This window comes from Amycolatopsis iheyensis (genome assembly GCF_024703995.1).
In the GTDB taxonomy this organism is placed as follows: Bacteria; Actinomycetota; Actinomycetes; order Mycobacteriales; family Pseudonocardiaceae; genus Amycolatopsis; species Amycolatopsis iheyensis.
The window spans coordinates 215,968-233,440 of sequence record NZ_JAMXQV010000016.1 but is presented as its reverse complement, the minus strand read 5'-3'; the positions used below and the strand labels follow the sequence as shown (position 1 = coordinate 233,440).

Genomic DNA, 17,473 nt, shown 5'->3' with positions numbered 1-17,473 from the left:
GGCGAGGGGGCCTTCACGGCATCGTGAGTAAGGAACCCATGGCACGGCAGGTTTCCGGGCACGAGCAGCCCGTCGGCACCACCCGCACCCTCGAGTCCACTTCGGACGGCGCGGTCGTCAAGCGCAGTGTTCTCCCCGGTGGCCTGCGGGTGATCACCGAGCACGTCCCGGCGTCCCGGTCGGCCACGGTCGGGCTGTGGGTCGGCATCGGCTCCCGCGACGAGCCGGTGGCCGTCGCCGGCGCCGCGCACTACCTCGAGCACCTGCTGTTCAAGGGCACGAAGAACCGCGACGCCACGCAGATCGCCGAGGAGATCGACGCCGTCGGCGGGGAGTTCAACGCCTTCACGGCGAAGGAGCACACCTGCTACTACGCGCAGGTGCTCGACGCCGACCTCCCGCTCGCCGTGGACCTGGTCACCGACGTCGTGTTCGAGGCGCTGTGCACCGACCGCGACATGGACATGGAACGCAGCGTCGTCCTCGAAGAGATCTCGATGCGCGACGACGACCCCGAGGACCTGCTGCACGAGACGTTCGTCAGCGCGATCCTCGGTGACCACCCGCTCGGCCGCCCGGTGCTCGGCACCGAGAAGTCGATCATCGGCATGTCGCCGTCGGCGCTGCGCAGCTTCTACAAGCGCCGCTACACGCTGCCGCGGATGGTGCTGGCCGTGGCCGGCAACGTCGACCACGCGCAGGTGCTGCGGCTGGTGCGCAAGGCGTTGCGGGACAAGCTGACCGGCACCGCGACGCCGGTCGCGCCGCGCGAAGGCCGCGCCCGGATCAAGACCGTGCCGAAGCTGGCCCTGCACACCGACGACACCGAGCAGGCGCACGTGATGCTCGGCCTGCGGTCGCTGTCGCGCCACGACGAGCGCCGCTTCGCGCTGTCGGTGCTCAACGCGGCCCTCGGCGGCGGCATGTCGTCGCGGCTGTTCCAGGAGATCCGGGAGCGGCGCGGGCTGGCCTACCAGGTGTACTCGTCGGTGGCGAGCTACGCCGACACCGGGCACATGGCCGTGTACGCGGGCTGCCAGCCGGAGAAGCTCGGCGACGTCGCCGGTGTCATCCGCGAGGTGCTCGACAAGGTCGGCGTCGACGGCCTGACCGACGCGGAGGTGGCCCGGGCCAAGGGCCAGCTGCGTGGCGGGATCGTGCTGGGCCTGGAGGACACGTCGTCGCGGATGTCGCGGATCGGCAAGAGCGAGCTCAACTACGGCCGTTACCTGGGCGTCGACGAGACGATCGCCCGCATCGACGCCGTCACCGCCGAAGAGGTGTGTGCGCTCGCTCGCACTTTGTTCGCGCGCCCGGGCGGGGTCTCGGCGGCGGCGGTCGTCGGGCCGTACGCTCACGCCGACGACCTTCCTGACGACCTGCACGAGGTGATCGCTTCATGACCATCAACGTCGGTGTGCTCGGTGCGCGCGGCCGGATGGGTGCGACGGTGGTGAACGCCGTCGAAGGCGCTTCGGACCTGAAGCTCGTGGCCGCGCTCGACGCGGGCGACGACTTCGCGGCGCTGGCCGAGGCCCAGGTCGTCGTCGACTTCACCCACCCCGACGCCGTCATGGGCAACCTCGAGTACCTGGTCGAGCACGACATCCACGCGGTCGTCGGCACCACGGGCTTCAGCGAGTCGCGTCTTTCGGAGCTGCGCGCCCTGCTCGAGCCGAAGCCTTCGCTCGGGGTGCTGATCGCGCCGAACTTCGCGCTCGGCGCGGTCCTGGCGATGCGCTTCGCGGCCCAGGCGGCGAAGTTCTACGCCGTGGCCGAGGTCATCGAGCTGCACCACAACCGCAAGGCCGACGCGCCTTCGGGCACCGCGGCGCACACCGCCCGGATGATCGCGGCGGCGCGGGCCGAGGCGGGGGTGGCCCCGGGCCCGGACGCGACGACGTCCGAGCTGGACGGCGCCCGCGGGGCGTCGGTCGAGGACGTCCACGTCCACTCGGTGCGGCTGCCGGGCCTGGTGGCGCACCAGGAGATCCTGTTCGGCGGCGAGGGGGAGACCCTGACCATCCGCCACGACTCGCTCGACCGGACGTCGTTCATGCCGGGTGTGCTGCTCGGCGTGCGCGAGGTGCTGAAGCGGCCGGGCCTGACGGTCGGCCTGGAAAACGTCCTCGACCTGTGAGGGCACGCAATGTGGCGCTGCTGCTGACGGCGGCGCTGGTCGTCTACCTGGTCCTTCTCGCGGACCGGGCGTTCGCGTTGTTCGGGTCGGGCACCGGCCTGGGGATCGCCCTGGGCGTCGGCGTGCTGCTGCTGCCGATCCTCGGGATCTGGGTCATCGTGGTGACCTGGCGCAACGGCGTGCAGATCCAGCGGCTGTCCCGCCGCTTGGACGCCGAGGGCGCGCTCCCGGACGTGTCGGACCTGCCGCGCCGGCCCTCGGGCCGGGTCGATCGCGACGCGGCCGACGCGTGGTTCCAGGAGCGCCGCGCGGAGGTCGAGGCGGACCAGGACAACTGGCGCGTCTGGTACCGGCTGGCGTACGCCTACGACATCGCGGGCGACCGCCGCCGAGCCCGCGAAACCATGCGCAAAGCCGTCGAGCTGGAGTCCACCGACCACTGACCCAAGCGCCCCAATGTGGCCTTCGGTGCGTCTGACGCACCGAAGGCCACATTGGGTGCGTCAGACGCAACCAAGGCCACATTGGGGCGCTTGAGTCCGGCAGACTGGGCACAGTGACGTTGCTTCTCAAGCTCGTCCTGGCGCCGGTGCTCGTGGTCGGCTCGTCGCTGGCCGGGCGGCGGTGGGGGCCGGGCCTCACCGGCCTGCTGGTCGCGTTGCCGCTGGTCGCGGGGCCGATCCTGCTGATCACCTACCTCGAGCACGGCCCGGCGTTCGTCGCGCGGGCCGCGTCGGCCTCCCTGCTGGGGCTCGTTTCGCTGGCTGCCTTCGCCGTGGTCTTCGCGCGGGTGGCCCGGGCGCGGGCCTGGCCGGGCACGCTGCTCGTCGGCTGGCTGGTGTGCCTGTCCCTGGACCTCGCCCTGGCGTTCGCGCCGGTTCCCGGGTGGCTCGCCCTCGGGTTCGCGCTGGCCGCGGCGTGGGTGGCCACCCGGCTCCTGCCGGCGCCGGGTGAACTGCGGCCGGTCATCCTGCCGTGGTGGGACCTGCCCGCCCGCGCGGTGGTGACGGCGGGCCTCGTCCTGGCGGTGACGGCCGCCGCGGGACGGCTGGGGCCCGATCTCACCGGGGTGCTGGCGCCGTTCCCGACCGCGCTGAGCGTCGTGGCGGTGTTCGCGCTGGCGCAGGGCGGCCCGCCGGCGGCGACCGCGACCATGCGCGGGCTGCTGCGGGGCCTTGGCGGGTTCGCCGTCTTCTGCTTCCTGGTGGCGGTGCTGGCCGAGCCGATCGGCGGCTGGGCGTTCGTCGTCGCGCTCGCCGCGACGGTGCTCAGTGGTGCAGCCAGCCGGCGAACGCCGCGGGCGACGCCGCGATCAGGCTGAAGCGGATCCAGCGCCCGGCCAGGCCCGCGGTCAGGAACGTCGCGAGCCGCATCCGCACCGCGCCGGCGAGCACGCTCGTCGCCATGAACGGCGGCAGGCCCACCAGGGAGCTCACGCCGTACGTGCCCGCCATCCAGTGCGGGTGGCGGTGGCAGCGTTCGCGCAGCCGCTCGACCCAGGCCCGCATCCGCTTGGTCCGCAGCTGCCAGCGCACCCGCCGGGCCGTCATCGGGCGTTCGCGGTGGAGCCGGTCGTGCAGCGGCTTGGGCAGCTTGATCGTGCCGCGCGCGGCCAGGTAGTAGAGCGTCTTCCCGGCGATCTGACCGACGGCCACCGCCGCCCCCAGCCACAGCCAGTGCAGCCCGGGCTGGCTCGCGCACAGGCCGATCAGGAAGACTTCGGCGTTGATCAGCGGCACGATGGCCGAGCCGAACGCGACGCCCAGCGTCAACAGGATCCAGCTCATCGTGTCACCTCCCGAAAATCGCTCAGGTTCTCCACGTTATCAGTTCGAAATCTCCGCACACGGGGGTTAGCCCCCGTGTTCGGTGGGTGGTCCGCACCAGAAGATCACCTGCCGGACGGCTTCCGGTCACCTCCCGCTGGAACGCTGACGGCGTGGCCGCCGAGCACTTCCGTACGCCCGCTGACCGATTCGGCGCCCTCTGCCGGGCCGTCGTGCGCATCCTGCCGTGGGGATTGTCGCGGATCGTCGCCCCGACGTTTCTCGGTTTCTGCCTCATCAACGGATTCACCTTCGCCGTCGACCTGGGGCTGCTGACCGTTTTTCACGGACTCCTCGGCTGGCCCGTGTGGCTGGCGATCTCACTGGCCTACGTCTGCGCGTTCGGCTTAAGCTTCGTGCTGAACCGGACGTTCAACTTCCATTCCCACGCCGCCGTCGGAATCCAGCTCGCCCTTTACATCGTTGCGATTGCTGTCAATTACGCCGCGTTTTTGCTGGGTGTGGGCGCGGGTTTGACGGCGCTGGGCGTCGAATACCACCTCTCGCGGGTGCTCGCGGGCGCCTGCGAGGGCGTGTTCATGTACTCCGCGCTGCGGTGGGTGATCTTCCGGGACTCAGGCGAGGGCGAGGTCGAGGGTGCCGGTGAGGCGGACCTCGCGGAGCATGCGCTCGCCGGTGTCGAGGGTGCGGACCGTGCCGTCGGGGTTCCAGCCGGCCCGCCGGTAGAAGCCGAGGGAGGCGTGGTCGCCCTGGGCGACCCAGGCGATGCCGCGCCCGGCGCCGTCGGCCCGCAGCCCGGCGGCCGTCGTCGCGAGTAGCCGGCCGGCGTGCCCGCGCCGGCCCCACCTCGGCTCGACGAGCAGGGTGGCGATCAGGCCGGTGGCCTCCGCGTCTTCGGGCAGGCTGCCGTCGGCGGCCGCGACCTCGCCTTCGGGCGCGCGGCCCGCGACGCAGAAGCCGACGGTGAACTCGCCTTCGGTGGCGACGTAGACGAGGCTGCCGGGGTAGTCGATGGTCTCGGTCCAGGTGCCGACGAGGTCGGCGGCGTCCAGCTCGGCCAGCGCCTGCTTGCCGAGGAGGTCCTCGTAGGCGGCGTGCCAGGTTTCGCGCTGGATGCGGGCGATCTCCGCGGCGTCGGACAGGTCGGCGGGGCGGACGGCGGCGTCGCTCATGGGCCGAATCTATCGGGTCGCCGAAAACTGTCGGTGGTGGCTGGCACCATGAGCGGACCATGCAAACGATCAGCGTCACGACGGCCCGGAAGACCTTCCTGGCCGCCCAGGGCTTCAGCGACCCCCGTCCGGCCGGCGAGCCTTCGCGGCGGCACCTGAAACGCGTGCTGTCACGGGTCCAGCTGCTGCAGCTGGACTCGGTGAACGTCGCGGTCCGCGCGCACTACATGCCGGTGTTCTCCCGCTTGGGCGCCTACGAACCTGCCCTGCTCGACGAAGCGGCGTGGGCGCACTCGGCGCGCCGGCCCCGGATGATGGTCGAAACCTGGGCGCACGAAGCGAGCCTGCTGCCGATCGAAGACTGGCCGCTGATCCGCTCCGGCGCGAAGCGCGACGGCTGGTGGAAGCACTACGGGCCGCTGATCGAGAAGTCGCCGGGCCTGGTCGACGAGATCCTGTCGGTGGTCAAGGAGCTGGGCCCGATCGGCGCGGGCGGCATCGAGCGCGAGGTCGAGGCGGACGCGCAGCGGCGCGGCCCGGGCTCGTGGTGGGAGCGCTCGGAGGTCAAGCGCGTCTGCGAGTACCTGTTCGGCATCGGCCAGCTGACCACCGGCACGCGCCGGTCGTTCGAGCGGCGCTACGACCTGACCGAGCGGGTGGTGCCCCCGGAGATCCTCGCGCGGACGGTCTCGGCGGAGGAGGGCGCGCGCGGGCTGATCGAGCGCTCGGCGCGCGCCCTGGGCGTGGCGACGGAGACGGACCTGCGCGACTACTACCGCCTCGGCCCGGTCCCGGCCCGGCAGGCGGTCGCGGAGCTGGTGGAGTCCGGCGTCCTGGAGCCGGTGGCGGTCCGCGGCTGGAAGGCCGTGGCGTACCGGCACATCGAGGCACGCACCCCGCGTGCGGTCACCGGCCGGGCCCTGCTGTGCCCGTTCGACCCGCTGATCTGGGAACGCGCCCGCACCGAGCGGCTTTTCGGCTTCCACTACCGCATCGAGATCTACGTCCCGGAGCCGAAGCGGGTGTACGGCTACTACGTGTTCCCGTTCCTCCTCGACGGCGAGCTGGTCGCCCGGGTCGACCTGAAGTCCGACCGCGCGGCGGGCGTCCTGCGGGTCCAGGGCGCGTTCGCCGAGGAGGGCGCCGACGTGGCCCGCGTGCTGCCGGAGCTGGCGGGGGAGCTGACGCACATGGCGCAGTGGCTGGGTCTTTCCGGCGTGGCCGTCGGAACTCGGGGGGACTTGGCGGTGGGCCTGCGAAAACTGGTGCGCTGATCAGCCGGCTTCCGCGGAGCTCGGCCGCGCGGACGGTTCCTTGAGCACCTCGACCAGCGCTTCGAAATCACCCGGTCGCTGGTACTCGAGCCACACCTTGCCGCGCAGCAGCAGGGGGATCGACGTCTGCGCGCTGTCGTAGTTCAGCTTGAGGACGAGGATGCGCGGCTTCGCGTGGTCCTCGACGTCGAACTGCAGCACCGCGTCGATCTCCTGGTTGGCCCAGGATGCCGACGGGAGGTTGTCGCTCGCGCAGACCAGCAGGTACCGGCTGCTGAGCAGGCCGCGTTCCATCCGCGCCCGGGCGGAGGCGCCGACCGGGAGGTCCGCCTCGTCGAACCAGCAGCGGATGCCCTGGGCGTCGAGCCGGTCGCGGATGTGCCGGACGACCTGCTTGTCGCGGCTGGAGTGGCACAGGTACACGTGGTACTCGTACTCGTCCGGCACCGTGCCCGCCGCGTCCGCCAGCGCGTTCTGCAGCTGGACGCGCTGGGAAAGCTCGAGCCGGTCGATGCCCGCCGCGCCGATCCGGAGGATCTTGATCGGCTCGGCCGTGCGGCGGTAGGACGTCCGCGGCTTCATCAGCAGGTTCGGCAGGTCGGTGAACAACGCGGGGCACTGGGCGCCGTGCAGGTCGGGTTCGGCGGCGTCGGGGGACCGGACGCTGCCCGAAACGAGGATGTACAGGCCGCTGCGATCCCCCGAGGCCGGGGCGACGTGCTCGAACTCCAGGTCGAGCGGGCCGGGCTCGATCGTGATGAGCTGCGAGTGCTCGCCGAGCACCAGCAGCGCGGCCCGCCAGGCGTCCTCGAGCCCGAGGTGCAGCTGGTCGCTCTTGGTCGCCGCGCTCAGCGGCCCGGCCCGGTGCGACCCCGCGAGGTAGGACGCCGCCTGGGTGACGTGCTCCAGCACCCGCTCGACGACGAACCGGTCGAACTCGGTGGTGGCGGTCGCCGGCAGCTTCTTCTTGACCTCTTCGTAGTTGAACGCCAGGAGCGCGACGTTGGTCAGGGCCACCAGGTCCGCGGTGCGGTCCCGGTTCAGCACGGAGGCCAGCTCGCCGACGACCTCGCCGCGGCCGTGCTGGTGCTGGGGCTTGGCACGGCCGCCGAAGCCCTTGTTCTCGATGTTGTAGATGCCGACGTCGCCGTGCAGGATCACGAACATGGACTCGCCGGGGTCGCCGTAGCGGCAGATGACCTCGCCCGGCCGGCGCTCGATGAGCTGCCCGAACTTCACGAACTCCGCCAGCTCGTAGTGGCCCATCGAGGCCAGGAAGCCCTGGCGGTCGCCGGTGGCCGACGTCAGCGTGCCCGCGATGCTCGCGAGCGCGCTCTTGGCGTGCTTGTCGGTCGAGTTCACCTGCCAGATCCGCTTGGCGAAGTAGACGACGTCCCAGCCGCTCGGCCGGTCCCGCGTGCTGAGGCGCCTCGTCAGCTCCGCGTGGTCGTCGAGCGTGTTGTCCAGCCAAGCGGTCTCGACGCCGCTGATCGTCATGAGGTAGAGCAGCTGGGGCTTCAGGTTCCGGTCGAGGAAGAGCCGCTCGTCGTGGAACCGGATCTCCAGCTCGGACTGCGCCGGGTTGACCGCCCGGCGGAAGGCGTCCGACACGACCACGGCCTCGTGGTGGAGCTGCCGCAGCAGCCAGCCGGCGAAGTTGATCGCGGACCCGACGACCTGGACCCGGCCGTCGGCGCCCCAGACGCTCGACACGTGCCCGACGTGCCCGGTGATGCGGAGCTTGACCCGTTCGCTCCGGGCCCAGGTCAGCAGGGCCCAGGCGAGCCGGAGGGCGTTCTCCAGCCGGCGCGGGCCACGCAGGACGACGTGCCCGCCGTCGCCGCCGGAGGACCACACCACCTGCTCCGGGGGCATTTCCCGGATGGCGGCCGCGACGATGTCGTTGATGGCGGCCACGCGCCGGATCTGCTCGGTCTCGTGCGTGATGGAGTGGCCGAGGATGTCGCACGACACGATCGCGACGGTCTCCGCGCCCGACGGAACGGGGTCTTCCTCCACGTGCCGCCTCCCAGCCGCGTTCTCGGGTCCCTCATCTTTCCCGATGACGGCCAGGACGCGCACGCAGAAACGGGCCGTTCCCGGCAAACCCCCGCCGGGAACGGCCCGTCACCCCCTTTTCCTCAGCCGGCCGCGCGCGTCACCACGGCATTGCCGGAGCCCGTGCGGGCTCGCACCTTCAGCTTCACGCCGCCCTCGGGGGCGGTTTCGGCGACGTCCAGCTCGCTGGACACCCGGCCCGCGCTGGAGGTCAGGTCGACCTCGGCGGCCGTCCCGCCGCGGATGCCGACGCGGATCTCGCCGGAGCCGGTGATCAGGTCGAGCGTGCCCGAGGCCGCGTCGGCCACCGAGAGGTCGCCGCTGCCGGTGCGGGCCATCACCTCGCCCGACACCGCGCCCAGCCAGACGTCGCTGGTGCCGGTGGCCAGCGTCGCGGAGCCGGCGATCGACGACGCTTCGACGTCGCCGCTGCCGCTGCGCAGCTGCAGCCCGCCCAGCGTCGGGCCGAGCTTGACCGCGCCGCTGCCGGTGCGGATCGTCGCCGCGCCCTCGGCCCGGTCGACCTTCACGTCGCCGGAGCCGGTCAGCACGTCGACGCGGCCGGCCGAGCCGGTCACCGTGACCTCCGCCGCGCCCGCCCGCACCTCGAGGTTCGAGCCCGCCGGGGCGCGCACGGTCACCGCGATCGCGACGTTGCGCAGCTGCCACGCCTTCGGCGCCTGGACGACCAGGCGGTTGCCCAGCTTCTCGATCCGGCTCTGGTGCACCGCTTCGGCCGGGTTGGCCCCCGACGGGTCGACCCCCAGCTGGTCTCCGAAGCGCTCGCCGACCCAGGACAGCAGGCTGTTGACCCCCGCCACCCACGGCTGCTGCTCGCCCTGGTCGTGCCGCAGCTCGACGCGCGCCCCGGAATCCCCTTCGAGGACCACGTGCACGCGGCCGATCGTGACGCCGACCTCGAGCTCCAGCGGCCCCTCGGCCTCGAACTCGTCGATCCGCACCAGCTCGTCGTTCGACGGCGTCTCCGCCGCGGCCTCTTCGGCCGGCGTGGTCTGCTCTTCTTCGCTCATCTTCGATCCCCTCAGCCTTCGACCCAGCCGTGCAGGCGCGACCCGGAGCGGTCGCCCTTGCCGTGGTGCTTGTGGCCCGCGCCCGGCGAGCCGTGCCCCAGTGCCCCCTGCACGGCCTGGGAAACGAACGTGTTCAGCGAGACGCCCTGCGCCTGTGCCGCGCGCTCGGCCTGGCCCTTGATCTGCTCGACGAGGCGCAGCGTGATGCGGCTGATGTCACCGCCGTCGATCGGTGGTGGCGGCGTGGTGTCACGTGGTGTCGCCCGCGGCGCCGGCTCTTCCGGGGCGCCGGTGACGACCACGCGGACGTCCCGGCCGTCGAGCCGGACGTCCACCACCTGGCCCGGCAGGGCGGCCGTGACCTCGGCGGCGAGGTCGGCGAGGGCGTTCATCAGCGTCAGGCGGACGGCAGGCTCCAGCGCGGAGGACAGCAGGGCGGCCGCTCGCCGGGTCTGCTCGTCCCCGGCGGCAGCCGTGTTCGCGAGGTCCTCGCGAAGGTTGGCGATGTACGGCGTCAAGTCCATGACACCACTATGACGTCATCCATGGTGTCAGTCAAGGCGGTCGTGCTGTCACCGTGTCCCCCGGGAGTGGCCGCCCGAACGCGGTTAGGCTGCCGGAGGGAGTCGGCGGAAGGAGTGCGCACGTGGCCGAAACCGTGTCACCGAGGGTGCAGCTGGTGGCGAAGACGGAGTTCTTCCCGCCCGAGGACGTGCCCTGGTCGACCGACGCCGACGGCGGTGAGGCGCTCGCCGAATTCGCCGGCCGCGCCTGCTACCAGTCGTGGGCGAAGCCGAACCCGGCCACCGCGACCAACGCCGGCTACCTGGACCACATCATCGACGTCGGCCACCTCGCCGTGCTGGAGCACGGCACGGTGACCTTCTACATCACCGGCGTCTCCCGGTCGGTGACCCACGAGCTGATCCGCCACCGCCATTTCTCCTACTCCCAGCTTTCCCAGCGGTACGTGCCGGAGCACGACGCCGAGATCGTCGAGCCCGGCCTCATCGCGAAGGACCCGGTGCTGCACGAGAAGTTCCTCGCCGCGGCGCAGGCCAGCGCCGACGCCTACGCCGAGCTGCTGGCCGGGCTCGAAGAGAAGTTCGCCGACGTCCCGAGCGCGACCCTGCGGCGCAAGCAGGCCCGCCAGGCCGCGCGCGCCGTGCTGCCGAACGCGACCGAGACGCGGATCGTCGTCACCGGCAACTACCGGGCGTGGCGGCACTTCGTCGCGATGCACGCGACCGAGCACGCCGACATCGAGATCCGCGAGCTGGCCGTGGAATGCCTGCGGCAGCTGCAGAAAGCCGCGGCGAACGTGTTCGCCGACTTCACCATCTCGACGTTGCCGGACGGCACCGAGATCGCCACGAGCCCGAAGGTCTTCGAAGGCTGATGAAACGACTCGCGATCGATGTCCGGCCCGGCGAGTACGCCGTCGTCCGGCTGCCGGCGGACGCCCCGGTGCCGGCGGAGCTCCTCGCGCCCGGCGAACCCGCGTTCGTCTCGGTGACCCGCACCCCGGAAGAGCTTTCGGTGATCTGCCCGGCCGGCCGCGAGCCCGCCGGCGCCACCGCGGCCGAGGACGGCTGGCGGCTGCTCTCGGTCCGCGGGCCGCTGGAGTTCACGCTCACCGGCATCATCGCCGCGCTGGCCTCGGAGCTGGCCGCGGCCGGGGTCGCGCTGTTCTCCATGTCGACCTTCGACACCGACCACATCCTGGTCCGCGGGACCGACCTCGAGCACGCGGTCAAGGCGCTGCGCCAGTCCGGTCACGACGTCGCGCATCCCTGACCGGATTCCGGGTAACCCGGGGACGGCGGTGGGCGCCGTCACCCTTGAAAAGCAAAGTTCGGCACGCCTAAACTTTGACTTGGGTTCCCCGACATCCGGTTGAGAGGCAGGCGCCATGGCGGTGACCGAGGCGGTGCGGCCGAAACTGGTGTCGCGCCTGCGCACCGGCTCGGCGCTGCTCGGGCCGGCCTTCGTCGCCGCGATCGCCTACGTCGACCCCGGGAACGTCGCCGCCAACATCAGCGCCGGCGCCCGCTACGGCTACCTGCTGGTCTGGGTGATCGTCGCGGCGAACCTGATGGCCGTGCTCGTCCAGTACCTCTCGGCGAAGCTCGGCCTGGTCAGCGGCATGTCGCTGCCGGAGGCGCTGCGCGCGCGGCTGTCCCGGCCGGCGCGGCTGGCGTACTGGCTGCAGGCCGAGGTCGTCGCCATCGCCACCGACCTGGCCGAGGTCGTCGGCGGCGCGATCGCCCTCAACCTGCTGTTCGACCTGCCGCTCATCGCCGGCGGCCTGATCACCGGCGCGGTTTCGCTGACGCTGCTGGCGGTCCAGGACCGCGGTGGCCAGCGGACGTTCGAGCGGGTCGTCACCGGCCTGCTCGCGGTGATCGCGATCGGCTTCCTGGCCAGCCTGTTCGTCGAGCCGCCCTCGGCGTCGGGCACGCTCGGCGGGCTGGTGCCGAAGTTCGACGGCGCGAGCAGCGTCCTCATCGCCGCCGCGATGCTCGGCGCGACCGTCATGCCGCACGCCGTCTACCTGCACTCCGGGCTGGTCCGCGACCGCCACGGCCGCGCGGACGGCGCCCTCCGCCGTCGCCTGCTGCGGGCCACCCGCGCCGACGTCGGCCTGGCGATGCTGCTCGCCGGCGCGGTCAACCTCGGCATGCTGCTGCTCGCCGCGACGAACCTCCAGGGCCAGGAGGGCGTCGACAGCATCGAGGGCGCGCACGGCGCGGTCGCGGTGGCGCTCGGGCCCGGCATCGCGCTGCTGTTCGCGATCGGGCTGCTGGCCTCCGGCCTGGCCTCGACGTCGGTGGGCGCGTACGCGGGCGCGATGATCATGCAGGGGCTGCTGCACAAGCGGATCCCGCTGGTGCTGCGCCGGCTCGTCACGCTCATCCCGGCGGTCGTGGTGCTCGCCCTCGGCACCGATCCGAGTGCCGCGCTGGTCGTCTCGCAGGTGGTGCTGTCGTTCGGGATCCCGTTCGCGCTGGTGCCGCTGATCCGGCTGACGGCCGACCGCGACCTGATGGGCGCGGACGCCAACCGCCGCCTGACGACGGCCGCGGCCTCGGTGATCGCGGCGATCATCATCGCGTTGAACGTGGTTCTCATCTACCTCACCGTCACCGGCTGAGCGGCGACGCCGTAACGTGATCCGGGTGTTCGCCCTCAACGCGGAATGCGGAGAGCGCGAGAACCACGCCCGGGATCTCGCGCAGCACTTCGACGGGTGGCCTTCGCGCGTCTTCGCGCACGGGGCCGCGTGGTGGTGCGGTGTGGTTCCCGAGGGGCTGACCGGCGCGGACGCCGCGGCGGTGACGGCGGCCGGGCGCCGGCTCTACTGGCTGCTGCGGACCGCGCCGCCGGTGTACCGCTTCGCCCTCGCCGGGGCCGGCGCCGAGCGGTTCCGCACCCACGACCAGCTCCTGGCCGAAGACGACCTGACGGTGTTCGACGGTCTCGTGGTCAGCGACGACATCTGGCTGGCCACCGGGGAGCGTCCCGAGTACAGCGCGTTCGCGCCGGGTTACCGCTGGATCCCGTACCGGGGCGAGCCGCGCTGATTTCCGGGGAACCTCCGGCCCCGCCCGCGGCGTCCGATTAGCATCCTGCGCGACGCCGCCCGAAGGAGCACCGTGACCGACGAACAGACCCGGCCGTATCCACCGCAGGCGCCCGCCACGCCTGGTCAGCGGGTTGTCGCGGGCCGTTACGCGCTGCTCGGCGAGCTCGGCCGGGGCGGCATGGGTGTCGTGTGGCGGGCGCAGGACCAGGTCATCGGCCGCCAGGTCGCGGTCAAGGAGCTGCGGCTGCCCGACGCCGAGTCCGCAGCCGTGTTCTCCGAGCGCGCGCTGCGCGAGGTGCGCACCGGCGGACGGCTCAACGACCCGGCCGTCGTCACCGTCTACGACGTCGTCACCGACGGCGGCACCACGTTCATCGTGATGGAGCTCGTCGAGGCGCCGTCGCTGGCCGACCTGGTGCGCCAGCGGGGTCCGATGCCGGCCGCGCAGGCCGCCCAGCTGGGGGAGCGGGTGCTGGCCGCGCTGCAGGCCGCGCACGCCGCCGGGATCGTGCACCGCGACGTCAAGCCGGCGAACATCCTGGTCGCGCCGGACGGCCGCGTGAAGCTCACCGACTTCGGCATCGCCCACGCCGTCGACGACCCGCGCCTGACCACGAGCGGCATGATCGTCGGCTCGCCCGCGTTCATGGCGCCCGAGCGCGTCGAAGGCCGCGAAGCGCTGCCCGCGTCCGACCTGTGGTCCCTCGGCGCGACGTTGTTCTTCGCGGTCGAAGGCACGCTCCCGTTCGAGCGCGCGACCACGGCCGCGACGCTGCACGCGATCATGACCGAGATCCCGTACCTGACGCGCGGCCACGGCCCGCTCGCCGCGGCGATCCTCGGCCTGCTCGTGGCCAACCCCGACGCCCGGCTCACCGCGGCGCAGGCGCAGAACCTCCTGACCACGGCGCAGGGCATGCGGCCCACGCCGCCGGGCGGCACCGCGATGGTCCAGCCGATGACCCGGCTCGCGGCCCAGCCGCCGAAGAAGAACCTCCGAGCGTTGTGGCTCTCGCTCGCCGCGGTGGCCGTCATCGGCGCGTTGGTCGGCGGGTTCTTCGCCGGCAAGGCCTTCGAGACCCCCACCCCGGACGCCCAGAAGCAGCCGACCATGACCTACGGCGTCAACGGCCAGCTGCGTGTCGACATCAGCGACTACTACCGCTGCTACAACCCGACCATCCAGGACGGCGGGATCATCAGCAAGGACGACAACAACATCGACTGCGCCCGCAGCCACACCGTCGAGGTCTACGAGATCGGCGCCATCCTCTCGGTCGAGAACTGGAACTCCGACGACGTGAAGGTGGCGGCCTACCCGGGGCAGGCCTCGATCCAGGCGAGCGCGGAGGCGGCCTGCGCCACCGCGTTCCGGTCGGCGGTCGTGCCCGACACGCAGCGGCCGGACCTGACCTACCGCGCGCTCATCCCGACCCAGGGCGAGTGGGACCGCAAGCCGGTCGAGAGTGGTGACACGCCGGCGCGCGACTACTACTGCCTGCTCGCCCGGGCCGACAACGGGCCCATCACGGCGCCGATCGTGACCAAGGTCAAGTAGAAGTTCCGCGACGAGCGGCGGCCACGCGGAAATCCTCCGCACTTCGGCGGGCGTGACCAGGTCGGCGCGGTTTTCGCGGGCGCGACGGGGTACCGTCTGGGGCATGTCCAACCCACCTACCGCAGCACCCGGACGCCCGTTCGGGCGCGTGCTCACCGCGATGGTCACGCCGTTCGACGCCGAGGGCGCGCTGGACCTGAAGCGGGCGCAGGAGCTGGCCGAGCACCTCGTGGATCTGGGGAACGACGGCCTCGTCGTCAACGGCACCACCGGCGAGAGCCCGACCACGAGCGACGCGGAGAAGCAGGACCTCATCCGCGCCGTGGTCGAGGCCGTCGGCGACCGCGCGACCATCGTGGCCGGCGCGGGCACCAACAACACCGCGCACAGCGTCGAGCAGGCGAAGCAGGCCGAAGCGGCCGGCGCGCACGGCCTGCTGGTCGTCACCCCGTACTACTCGCGGCCCAGCCAGGCCGGGCTGTTCGCGCACTTCACGACGGTGGCGGACAGCACCGGGCTGCCGGTGATGCTCTACGACATCCCGCCGCGCTCGGTGGTGCCCATCGAGGTCGACACGCTGCTGCGGCTGGCCGAGCACGCGCGGATCGTCGCGGTCAAGGACGCCAAGGGCGACCTGATCGCCGGCTCCGAGGTCATCGCGAACACCCACCTCGCCTACTACTCGGGCGACGACGGGCTGAACCTGCCCTGGATCTCCGTCGGCGGCACCGGCGTGGTGAGTGTGATCGGTCACGTCGTCGCGGGCCGGATCCGGGCGATGATCGACGCCTACGAGAACGACGACACCTCCACCGCGCGCACCAACCACCGCGCGATGCTGCCGGTGCTGCGCGCGATGTCGCGGGTCGGCGGGGTCGCGTTCAGCAAGGCGGCGCTGCGGCTGCGCGGCATCGACGTGGGGCAGCCGCGGCTGCCGATCGTCGCGCCGACCGCCGACCAGACGGCCCTGATCGCCGCCGATCTCACCCAGGGCGGCGTGCCGCTGGGCGACACGGCGGCACAAGACTGGCATGGTGAGCGGGTGGCACAAGCAGACTCGAGGGCCGCCTACACGGCGCCGACCTCGCACACCAGCGTTGGGACCCTGCCTCGGTGAGCTCACTTCCCGCCGGTCCAGGCCCCACCAACGCCCCGCCCAAACTCCCCGATGGGGCTCTGCGCGTCGTCGCGCTGGGCGGCATCGGCGAGGTCGGGCGCAACATGACCGTCTTCGAGTACGGCGGCCGGCTCCTCATCGTCGACTGCGGGGTGCTCTTCCCCGAGGACGACCAGCCCGGCGTCGACCTGATCCTGCCCGACTTCCGGGCGATCGAGGACCGCCTCGACGACATCGACGGCCTGCTGCTCACCCACGGGCACGAGGACCACATCGGCGCCGTCCCGTTCCTCCTGCGCCTGCGGCCGGACCTGCCGATCTACGGCTCGAAGTTCACGAACGCCCTGCTCGCGGCCAAGGCCAAGGAGCACCGGCAGCGGCCGAACCTGATCCAGGTCCGCGAGGGCGAGCGCCGCGACGTCGGCGCGTTCAACCTCGAGTTCTTCGCGGTCAACCACTCCATCCCGGACGCGCTGGCGGTCGCCATCCGCACGCCGGCCGGCGTGGTGCTGCACACCGGCGACATCAAGCTGGACCAGCTCCCGCTCGACGGCCGCCTCACCGACCTGGCCGGCTTCTCCCGGCTCGGCGACGAGGGCGTGGACCTGTTCTGCGTCGACTCGACCAACGCCGAGGTCCCCGGGTTCGTGACGCCGGAGCGCGACATCGGGTCGGTGATCGACGACGTCGTCCGCAAGGTCGACCAGCGCGTGATCGTGGCCTGCTTCGCCAGCCACGTGCACCGCGTCCAGCAGGTGCTCGACGCGGCGCAGCGGCACGGCAGGCGGATCGCGTTCGTCGGCCGGTCGATGGTCCGCAACATGGGGATCGCGGCCGACCTGGGCCTGCTGAACGTGCCGGACGGCCTGCTCGTCGACCTCGACCAGGCCAGCACCCTGCCGGAGAGCAAGGTCCTGTTCGTCTCGACGGGCTCGCAGGGCGAGCCGCTCTCGGCGCTCTCGCGCATGGCCCGCGGCGAGCACCGCCAGATCTCGATCCGCGAGGGCGACACGGTCGTGCTGTCCAGCTCGATGGTCCCGGGCAACGAGACAGCGGTGTTCGGCGTGGTCAACGGCCTGACCCGGCTGGGCGCGAACGTCGTCCACCAGGGCAACGCGAAGGTCCACGTGTCGGGCCACGCGTCGGCGGGCGAGCTGCTGTACCTGTACAACGCGGTCCGCCCGAGCAACGTGATGCCGGTCCACGGCGAGTGGAAGCACCTGCGCGCGAACGGCGAGCTGGCGGTCCGCACGGGCGTGGCCCCGGAGAACGTGGTCATCGCGGAGGACGGCGTGGTGGTCGACCTGATCGACGGCAAGGCCTCCCGCACGGGCCGCGTCGAGGTGGGTCACGTGTACGTGGACGGCCTGTCGGTGGGCGACGTGGGCGAGTCGACCCTGTCGGACCGCCTGGTCCTCGGCGAAGGCGGCTTCATCGCGATCAACGTGGCGGTGGACTCGAGCACGGGCCGAGCGGTGAGCAGCCCGACGGTAGCCGGCCGCGGCTTCTCGGACGACCCGAAGGCCCTGGCCGCGGTGGTGCCGCTGGTGGAGATGGAGCTGGCGCGTACGGAGGCCGAGGGCATCACGGACACGCACCGGATCGCCCAGGCGGTGCGCCGGGTGGTGGGTCGGTGGGTCGCGGACACTTATCGTCGCCGCCCGATGATCGTGCCGACGGTCATCCCGGTCTGAGGTTCTTTTCGGAACGCCCCCGCTCTCTTGGCGGGGGCGTTCCGCATTTGGCCATC

General features: G+C 72.0%; 17 protein-coding genes and 1 pseudogene. 13 read left to right on the top strand and 5 right to left on the bottom strand.

Translation table 11 applies throughout. The features are described 5' to 3' along the window. Nucleotides 1-38 precede the first annotated feature (38 nt). The 4 genes from M8542_RS29060 to M8542_RS29045 all read left to right on the top strand — a co-directional run bounded on the left by M8542_RS29060 (nt 39) and on the right by M8542_RS29045 (nt 3,461). The gene (locus M8542_RS29060; protein ID WP_257923443.1) at nt 39-1,403 is read left to right on the top strand and encodes a M16 family metallopeptidase; all 1,365 of its coding nucleotides are present in this window, start codon (nt 39-41) and stop codon (nt 1,401-1,403) included. Further along, nucleotides 1,400-2,140: a 4-hydroxy-tetrahydrodipicolinate reductase gene (dapB, locus tag M8542_RS29055; RefSeq protein ID WP_257923442.1), complete on the top strand. Its 741-nt coding sequence runs from the start codon at nt 1,400-1,402 to the stop codon at nt 2,138-2,140. The genes M8542_RS29060 and dapB overlap by 4 nt, the downstream gene beginning before the upstream one ends. Beyond that, on the top strand, nt 2,137-2,583 hold the full coding sequence (locus tag M8542_RS29050) for a tetratricopeptide repeat protein (RefSeq protein ID WP_257923441.1): 447 nt from the start codon (nt 2,137-2,139) through the stop codon (nt 2,581-2,583). The genes dapB and M8542_RS29050 overlap by 4 nt, the downstream gene beginning before the upstream one ends. A gap of 113 nt (nt 2,584-2,696) precedes the next feature. After that, on the top strand, nt 2,697-3,461 hold the full coding sequence (locus M8542_RS29045) for a hypothetical protein (protein ID WP_257923440.1): 765 nt from the start codon (nt 2,697-2,699) through the stop codon (nt 3,459-3,461). Here the strand turns inward: M8542_RS29045 and M8542_RS29040 are convergent. Next, a complete protein-coding gene (locus M8542_RS29040; protein WP_257923439.1) occupies nt 3,409-3,927 on the bottom strand; it encodes a YqaA family protein in 519 nt (172 codons plus the stop codon). The genes M8542_RS29045 and M8542_RS29040 overlap by 53 nt on opposite strands. 86 nt (nt 3,928-4,013) lie before the next feature. On the opposite strand from M8542_RS29040, the pseudogene M8542_RS29035 reads away from it, so the two are divergent. Then, a pseudogene (locus tag M8542_RS29035) lies at nt 4,014-4,523 on the top strand (GtrA family protein); the annotation flags it as partial. Nucleotides 4,524-4,541: 18 nt separating this feature from the next. Here the strand turns inward: M8542_RS29035 and M8542_RS29030 are convergent. Then, nucleotides 4,542-5,099, bottom strand: a complete 558-nt coding sequence (locus M8542_RS29030) for a GNAT family N-acetyltransferase (RefSeq protein ID WP_257923438.1) — start codon at nt 5,097-5,099, stop codon at nt 4,542-4,544. Nucleotides 5,100-5,158: 59 nt separating this feature from the next. Here M8542_RS29030 and M8542_RS29025 point away from each other — a divergent pair, with 59 nt between their 5' ends. After that, nucleotides 5,159-6,373 (top strand): winged helix-turn-helix domain-containing protein, encoded by a 1,215-nt coding sequence (locus M8542_RS29025; protein ID WP_257923437.1) that lies wholly within the window; start codon nt 5,159-5,161, stop codon nt 6,371-6,373. Here the strand turns inward: M8542_RS29025 and M8542_RS50405 are convergent, their stop codons facing one another. From M8542_RS50405 to M8542_RS29010, 3 genes are all read right to left on the bottom strand, one after another. Next, on the bottom strand, nt 6,374-8,392 hold the full coding sequence (locus M8542_RS50405) for a TIR domain-containing protein (protein WP_257923436.1): 2,019 nt from the start codon (nt 8,390-8,392) through the stop codon (nt 6,374-6,376). Between the two features lie 122 nt (nt 8,393-8,514). Beyond that, nucleotides 8,515-9,462: a DUF4097 family beta strand repeat-containing protein gene (locus M8542_RS29015; protein WP_257923435.1), complete on the bottom strand. Its 948-nt coding sequence runs from the start codon at nt 9,460-9,462 to the stop codon at nt 8,515-8,517. 11 nt (nt 9,463-9,473) lie between these two features. Further along, nucleotides 9,474-9,986: a toxin-antitoxin system HicB family antitoxin gene (locus tag M8542_RS29010; protein WP_257923434.1), complete on the bottom strand. Its 513-nt coding sequence runs from the start codon at nt 9,984-9,986 to the stop codon at nt 9,474-9,476. Nucleotides 9,987-10,108: 122 nt separating this feature from the next. Between M8542_RS29010 and thyX the strand changes: the two genes are divergently transcribed. The 7 genes from thyX (at nt 10,109) to M8542_RS28975 (ending at nt 17,417) form a co-directional block, all read left to right on the top strand. Continuing rightward, nucleotides 10,109-10,861, top strand: a complete 753-nt coding sequence (gene thyX / locus M8542_RS29005; RefSeq protein ID WP_257923433.1) for an FAD-dependent thymidylate synthase — start codon at nt 10,109-10,111, stop codon at nt 10,859-10,861. Next, complete coding sequence (locus tag M8542_RS29000) at nt 10,861-11,259, top strand: ACT domain-containing protein (protein WP_257923432.1); 399 nt, start codon at nt 10,861-10,863, stop codon at nt 11,257-11,259. The genes thyX and M8542_RS29000 overlap by 1 nt, the downstream gene beginning before the upstream one ends. Before the next feature lie 115 nt (nt 11,260-11,374). Further along, nucleotides 11,375-12,616 (top strand): Nramp family divalent metal transporter, encoded by a 1,242-nt coding sequence (locus tag M8542_RS28995; RefSeq protein ID WP_257923431.1) that lies wholly within the window; start codon nt 11,375-11,377, stop codon nt 12,614-12,616. Nucleotides 12,617-12,641: 25 nt separating this feature from the next. Next, the gene (locus M8542_RS28990) at nt 12,642-13,046 is read left to right on the top strand and encodes a hypothetical protein (protein WP_257923430.1); all 405 of its coding nucleotides are present in this window, start codon (nt 12,642-12,644) and stop codon (nt 13,044-13,046) included. Nucleotides 13,047-13,118: 72 nt separating this feature from the next. Next, complete coding sequence (locus tag M8542_RS28985) at nt 13,119-14,606, top strand: serine/threonine-protein kinase (RefSeq protein WP_257923429.1); 1,488 nt, start codon at nt 13,119-13,121, stop codon at nt 14,604-14,606. Nucleotides 14,607-14,709: 103 nt separating this feature from the next. After that, a complete protein-coding gene (gene dapA, locus M8542_RS28980) occupies nt 14,710-15,723 on the top strand; it encodes a 4-hydroxy-tetrahydrodipicolinate synthase (protein WP_257923428.1) in 1,014 nt (337 codons plus the stop codon). Continuing rightward, complete coding sequence (locus M8542_RS28975) at nt 15,720-17,417, top strand: ribonuclease J (protein ID WP_257923427.1); 1,698 nt, start codon at nt 15,720-15,722, stop codon at nt 17,415-17,417. Before dapA ends, M8542_RS28975 begins: the two co-directional genes overlap by 4 nt. Nucleotides 17,418-17,473 lie beyond the last annotated feature (56 nt).

What these genes read in the sequence shown, in the direction of transcription:
- dapA (WP_257923428.1), top strand. Translation starts at nt 14,710, where the DNA reads ATGTCCAACCCACCTACCGCAGCACCCGGACGCCCGTTCGGGCGCGTG.
- M8542_RS28995 (WP_257923431.1), top strand. Translation starts at nt 11,375, where the DNA reads ATGGCGGTGACCGAGGCGGTGCGGCCGAAACTGGTGTCGCGCCTGCGC.
- dapB (WP_257923442.1), top strand. Translation starts at nt 1,400, where the DNA reads ATGACCATCAACGTCGGTGTGCTCGGTGCGCGCGGCCGGATGGGTGCG.
- M8542_RS29060 (WP_257923443.1), top strand. Translation starts at nt 39, where the DNA reads ATGGCACGGCAGGTTTCCGGGCACGAGCAGCCCGTCGGCACCACCCGC.
- M8542_RS29030 (WP_257923438.1), bottom strand. Translation starts at nt 5,099, where the DNA reads ATGAGCGACGCCGCCGTCCGCCCCGCCGACCTGTCCGACGCCGCGGAG.
- M8542_RS29010 (WP_257923434.1), bottom strand. Translation starts at nt 9,986, where the DNA reads ATGGACTTGACGCCGTACATCGCCAACCTTCGCGAGGACCTCGCGAAC.
- M8542_RS29000 (WP_257923432.1), top strand. Translation starts at nt 10,861, where the DNA reads ATGAAACGACTCGCGATCGATGTCCGGCCCGGCGAGTACGCCGTCGTC.
- M8542_RS29040 (WP_257923439.1), bottom strand. Translation starts at nt 3,927, where the DNA reads ATGAGCTGGATCCTGTTGACGCTGGGCGTCGCGTTCGGCTCGGCCATC.
- M8542_RS29015 (WP_257923435.1), bottom strand. Translation starts at nt 9,462, where the DNA reads ATGAGCGAAGAAGAGCAGACCACGCCGGCCGAAGAGGCCGCGGCGGAG.
- M8542_RS29025 (WP_257923437.1), top strand. Translation starts at nt 5,159, where the DNA reads ATGCAAACGATCAGCGTCACGACGGCCCGGAAGACCTTCCTGGCCGCC.